We start from the raw sequence: 5,311 nt of genomic DNA on the forward strand, positions 1-5,311 counted from the left end.
CCCCAATGCCCCTTGCCTACCCACGCCGTCAACGGCAACTCGAAAGTTTAGTCCAAAAATTAGGTTTGTCGCGAGAAGCACCTATCAAGTGGGAACTGCTAGATTTAGCGCTAACTCATCCCACTGTTTCTGATTCGGCGAATTATGAACAACTGGAGTTTGTTGGCGATGCAGTGGTGCGGCTGGTGTCGGCTGTTGTGTTATGGGAAAATTATCCCGATTGTCCAGTAGGGGATTTTGCGGCAATTCGTTCGGTATTAGTGAGCGATCGCATTCTCGCCCAATTGGCCAGAGGTTATGGTTTAGAGTTATACTTACTAGTTGCCGGTAGTGCTACGGCTGATAAAGTTGGTCAAGAGTCACGACTAGCAGATGCTTTTGAAGCAGTTCTGGGTGCGCTTTATTTAAGTACTCAAAATCTAGAATTGATCCGCTCTTGGCTAGATCCCCACTTCCAAGAACTAACAACAGAAATTCGCCTCGATCCTGCCAGGCTTAATTACAAAGCTGCTCTCCAAGAATGGACTCAGGCGCAATTTAAAGTTTTACCAGAATATCGAGTTGTGGAAGTCACTCAACCGCACCATAATCAAGAACGTTTCATGGCTGAAGTGTGGCTACATGGAAAGAAACTCGGAGAAGGTAAGGGGCGATCAATCAAAACTGCTGAACAAGCCGCAGCTAAGGTAGCTTTTTTAGCAATCCCTAATCCGCAAACACCCTGAGCTTAAAAGACTGGAAATTAGCCGATAATCATTTGGTTGTCAGTGGTCATTTGTCCCTCGTCCTTTGTATACAAATAACTAATGACAAATGACAAATAACAGATGACAAATAATTAATGACAAACCAAATTAAAATTGCTGTTATCGGAGTTGGGCGTTGGGGAGTGCATCTGCTGCGGAATTTCTTAGCACATCCCCAAGTAGATGTAGTTGCTGTAGTAGACCCCCATCCAGAACGATTAGCGGCGATAAAACAGCAGTTTAATTTAGATGAAAATGTAGTATTGACAACCCAATGGGAAGATTTAAAGAAAGTGCCAGCGTTGACCGGAGTTGCGATCGCAACTCCGGCTACCACTCACTATGCTTTAATCAAAGACGCTCTCCAAAATGGATACCATGTTTTAGCTGAAAAACCCCTAACTCTCGACCCCGCAGAATGCCGGGAACTTTGCCAGTTAGCAGAGCAGCATCATTTAATACTGATGGTTGACCATACTTATTTATTTCACCCAGCAGTAGAGCAAGGGCAAACTGTAGTACAGGCGGGTAAATTAGGTGATTTACGCTATGGCTACGCTACCCGCACCCATTTAGGGCCTGTCCGCCAAGATGTTGATGCACTCTGGGATTTAGCTATTCATGATATTGCGATCTTTAACGCTTGGCTAGGTCAGATTCCTGTGAAAGTGCAAGCAACGGGTACGGTGTGGCTACAAGGGCAAGCCAATAGGGAAATAACCCACTCTCCATCCCAAGGTTTAGCTGATTTAGTATGGCTTACACTGACATACCCAGATGGCTTTCAAGCTTATATTCATTTGTGCTGGCTGAATCCTGATAAGCAGCGCCGGCTGGGGATTGTAGGTAGCCTTGGTAGTTTGATTTTTGATGAAATGTCGCGATCGTCTCCTCTAACGCTGCTACATGGGGAGTTTGAACAGCAGGGCAATCATTTTATTCCAGTAAATCAAAAGCAGGTGGTGCTGGAATTAGAACCAGGTGAACCGTTGGGGCGAGTTTGCTCTTGTTTTGTTGACTCTATCCTCAACAATACTCCCTCAGAGGTTTCATCTGGCTGGGTAGGCACGCAGTTAGTAGAAATTCTTGCTGCACTAACGCTATCTCTTGAGCAAGGCGGCCAACCTGTTTTTCTGAACAACTCCTCTCAAGTCTAATTTTCCCCTGAAAATAACCGCCTAATACTTTTCGGTTAAGGCAAGAGACGCGATAAATCGCCGTCTCTACAAGAATCAGTCCTTTGTAGAGACGGCGATTTATCGCGTCTTTGGGATCTATTTAGTAACACTTCTAAATCTGTGTAAAAATTACCTTTCAGAAGTCCCATTTGCATAAACTTCTGTTTTTGGAATACTTACCAAGATAGTTTGCTGCGGCGAAAAGCTAATCTCGTAAGTCTCGTTCCCAAGTAACACCTGGAATTTCATCGATTTCTCTTTGTCTACAACTGCTTTTACAGATTTGTTGCTCCCCAAAGAGGGGCTTTCCCCAGACTGCTGTAGGCTAGAGTATTGATTTGCTTTTGCCCCCTTATTTCCAGAGGAAAATCCCAGATTCCCGACTTTTTCTTCTTTGTTGTCAACAGGTAACAGCGAGATATCAATCAAGGGTAAGGTAATCTTTAGTGTCGTACCTTGATGAAGTCCCGTACTCTCAAGAGTAATGCTGCCTCCCATAAGTTCGATTAAGTTTCGTGAAATTGCGAGTCCTAGTCCAGTCCCTTCAAACTGGCGCGCGGTTGTGCCATTCACCATCACAAAGGGGCGAAATAGTTTGTGCTGTTGATTGGGATCAATGCCTATACCTGTATCTTTAACTATTACCACTACCTGAGATTTCCCATTATTAGATTGAATTTCTGTAGCAATGGTGATGCTTCCTGTGTCAGTGAACTTAGTAGCGTTGCCAATAACATTAATCAGCACTTGCTTCAGTTTTGCCGCGTCTGCCTTAATTGGTAGCGGTTGAGGCTCTAACTCGCATTTTAATTGCAAGCCCTTTTGTTGAACATTAACTGATTGTAAATTAATCACCTCTAGCAATATTTGTCGGAGATCGAGAGGTGTGATAACTACAGAAAGCTTACCCGCTTCGATTTTAGAAATGTCGAGTAAATCATTAATAATATTTAGCAAATGAATCGTTGTTTCATTGGCACGTTTTAGGAATTCCATTTCTTCTTCCCGGCTATCACATAAGCCATCTTCAACCACGCGAATGCAGTTAATAATAGTATGTAGTGGGTTTCTCAATTCATGGGAAGTCGTAGCCAAAAATTGGCTTTTAATCTGGTTAGCGTTTTTTGCTTCTTTCCAAGCTATTTCTAGTTCTTCTGCCCCAGCTTTGAGCCGTTCTACCATTTGGTCTAATGCTTGGGCCAGTTGATTGAATTCCCGAATTTGGAAATTGTGGGGAACTGGTTGTGCGGCGTGGTGAGAGTGAATATTGAGAGCGTAGTCTCGCAATTCTTCTACAGGACGTGCCAAGTAAGGAGCTAGATATAGGGATGCTAACAAACTTGCACCAATCAAACCAACTGTCAAGACGATGAGAATTAGTTTAATTTCTTCTAAACCAAAAAGTGCATTATCAACACTAGTAACAGCTAAGACTATCCATTTTTGCTGCTGCTCTTGGGTGAGTGGATTTGCAATAGCCGTATAGCCAGCTACTAATTCGTTTCCCTCTTTAAAAGACAAATTTATCGAATCGTTTCGTCCTGCAAGGGCATTTTTAATTATGCTCTTGAGTTGGGAAGCATTGGGATGTTGATTAATATTAGTTCCCACCCAGTCTGTAAATGGGTGTGCCAAAATTGTCCCATCTTCAGAAATCACTACCATCGCACCCGTAAGCGATCCCGGTGGATTTCTGGTTTGTTGGTACAATGCAGACTGAATACTTAAGCTGTAAACTAAATTTTTTCGCTTATCGGAGACTGGTGCAGAGAAAACTAACTGTAATTGATTTTGTGCGTTTCTTTTTCCAGTCATTCCTGCCTTTGGCGGGAAGATGGTTTTGACATCAATTCCATCACTAGGCAAAGGGAACCTCAATTCTCCAATTGCTTGATCCCCACAGCTACTGGCAATTATTTTTTGATTTAGGAGATCCGTTAATTGGATGCACTCAATATTGGCTGGAAGTTGTTGCTTTAGCTGTGCGAGAATTTCTGGCTCTGGTATCGGTGAACCAGACGGAATCACCGTTGTTTTACTTACACTCAGTAAACTAGCTTTTAAGATTGCGATCGCATCGCCAATTCTTTCTCCTTTACTAGTGGCGCTTTCTGTTAAATTTTGACGCGCAGTTGCCAATATGCTAGAACGTGCCTTATTCAAGGCCACAATCTCGCCTACAAGTAAAACTGGAACGAACAGCAGCAATATTCTCGTTACTAAAATTCGACGAAAGGAAGATTGGCGGGAATTAGTCATCGAGTGTCTCACTTTGCATCTGCAAACCACAACAGCAAAGATATGTAATTAGACTGGCTAGATGAGACATTTTATTAAATTATCAGAATTTTATTTTCAATGTTTAAAAATAACAAATTGCTATCATTCAAAAAGAAACGTGGTATACCAAAACTCATATATGCTAGATGTAATAGTGGTTTTTGCTGCATATAAATACAGTGATAAAATTGTAAATAAATAACTTGCAGGCATGGATTTTTTTTGAGAATCTACATACAAACAAAGAAAATATTCCAACTATCAAATCAATTGAATGTTGCAACATCGTCCTCATACTACAGTTGTTTTAGCCATGAGTGCAGATGGCAAGATAGCAGATTTTAGGCGATCGCCTGCTCGGTTTGGCTCAAGAGTTGATAAAGCACATCTAGAAAAACAAATCGCTGCCTCTGATGCGGTTTTATTCGGTGCTGGTACTCTCCGGGCTTATGGAACGACACTTACTGTCTCAGATCCAACTCTAGTGCGACTTCGGGCACAAGAAGGGAAGCCTCCGCAGCCAGTTCATATAGTGACTACACACTCTGGAAACCTCAATCCGGAAATTAACTTTTTTAAGCAACCAGTTAGACGCTGGCTACTTACGACAGCACTGGGAAAACTTTCATGGAAAGGACGTTGTTTACAGACGCTTCCTTCAACTCTGGGAACCGGAACACAAGAGTGTCCTCCAAAATTTGAGCAGATTCTGGTTTTTGAAACACCAACGCGAGAAATTAACATTCCCGCAGCTTTGAAGCATCTAGCCAATATAGATATAACACGGTTGGTGGTCTTAGGTGGAGGTGAATTAGTCGCTTCCCTGCTGGGCTTAGATTTAATTGATGAATTATGGCTAACTGTCTGTCCCTTGATTTTAGGTGGTAGTACTGCCCCCACACCTGTAGAAGGGAAAGGTTTTTTACCCGATTTAGCTCCCAAGTTGCAACTTTTAGAAGTTCATACTGTTGAGCAAGAAGTCTTTTTGCACTATCGCCTGCAACAACCAGCAGATTAGATTACGCTAAGTTAAGTTATTGGAATATTGGGAATTGGGAATTGGGAATTGGGCATAAGTTATTCTCCTTGCCTCCCCTGCCCCTGCCC

At 42.5% G+C, this 5,311-nt stretch carries 4 protein-coding genes; 3 read left to right on the forward strand and 1 reads right to left on the reverse strand.

Annotated features, from left to right (window positions below):
- The first annotated feature begins 5 nt into the window (after positions 1 to 5).
- Positions 6 to 725 (forward strand): ribonuclease III, encoded by a 720-nt coding sequence (rnc, locus tag GNF10_RS34785; RefSeq protein WP_185580744.1) that lies wholly within the window; start codon positions 6 to 8, stop codon positions 723 to 725.
- A 116-nt stretch (positions 726 to 841) separates the two neighbouring features.
- Positions 842 to 1,903, forward strand: a complete 1,062-nt coding sequence (locus tag GNF10_RS34790; RefSeq protein ID WP_185580743.1) for a Gfo/Idh/MocA family protein — start codon at positions 842 to 844, stop codon at positions 1,901 to 1,903.
- Between the two features lie 150 nt (positions 1,904 to 2,053).
- On the opposite strand, the gene GNF10_RS34795 is transcribed toward GNF10_RS34790, so the two are convergent.
- A complete protein-coding gene (locus GNF10_RS34795; RefSeq protein WP_185580742.1) occupies positions 2,054 to 4,183 on the reverse strand; it encodes an ATP-binding protein in 2,130 nt (709 codons plus the stop codon).
- 295 nt (positions 4,184 to 4,478) lie between these two features.
- Between GNF10_RS34795 and GNF10_RS34800 the strand changes: the two genes are divergently transcribed.
- Complete coding sequence (locus GNF10_RS34800) at positions 4,479 to 5,222, forward strand: RibD family protein (RefSeq protein WP_185580741.1); 744 nt, start codon at positions 4,479 to 4,481, stop codon at positions 5,220 to 5,222.
- Positions 5,223 to 5,311: the final 89 nt, after the last annotated feature.

It is taken from the genome of Nostoc sp. UCD121 (assembly GCF_014222285.1).
Taxonomy (GTDB): domain Bacteria; phylum Cyanobacteriota; class Cyanobacteriia; order Cyanobacteriales; family Nostocaceae; genus Nostoc.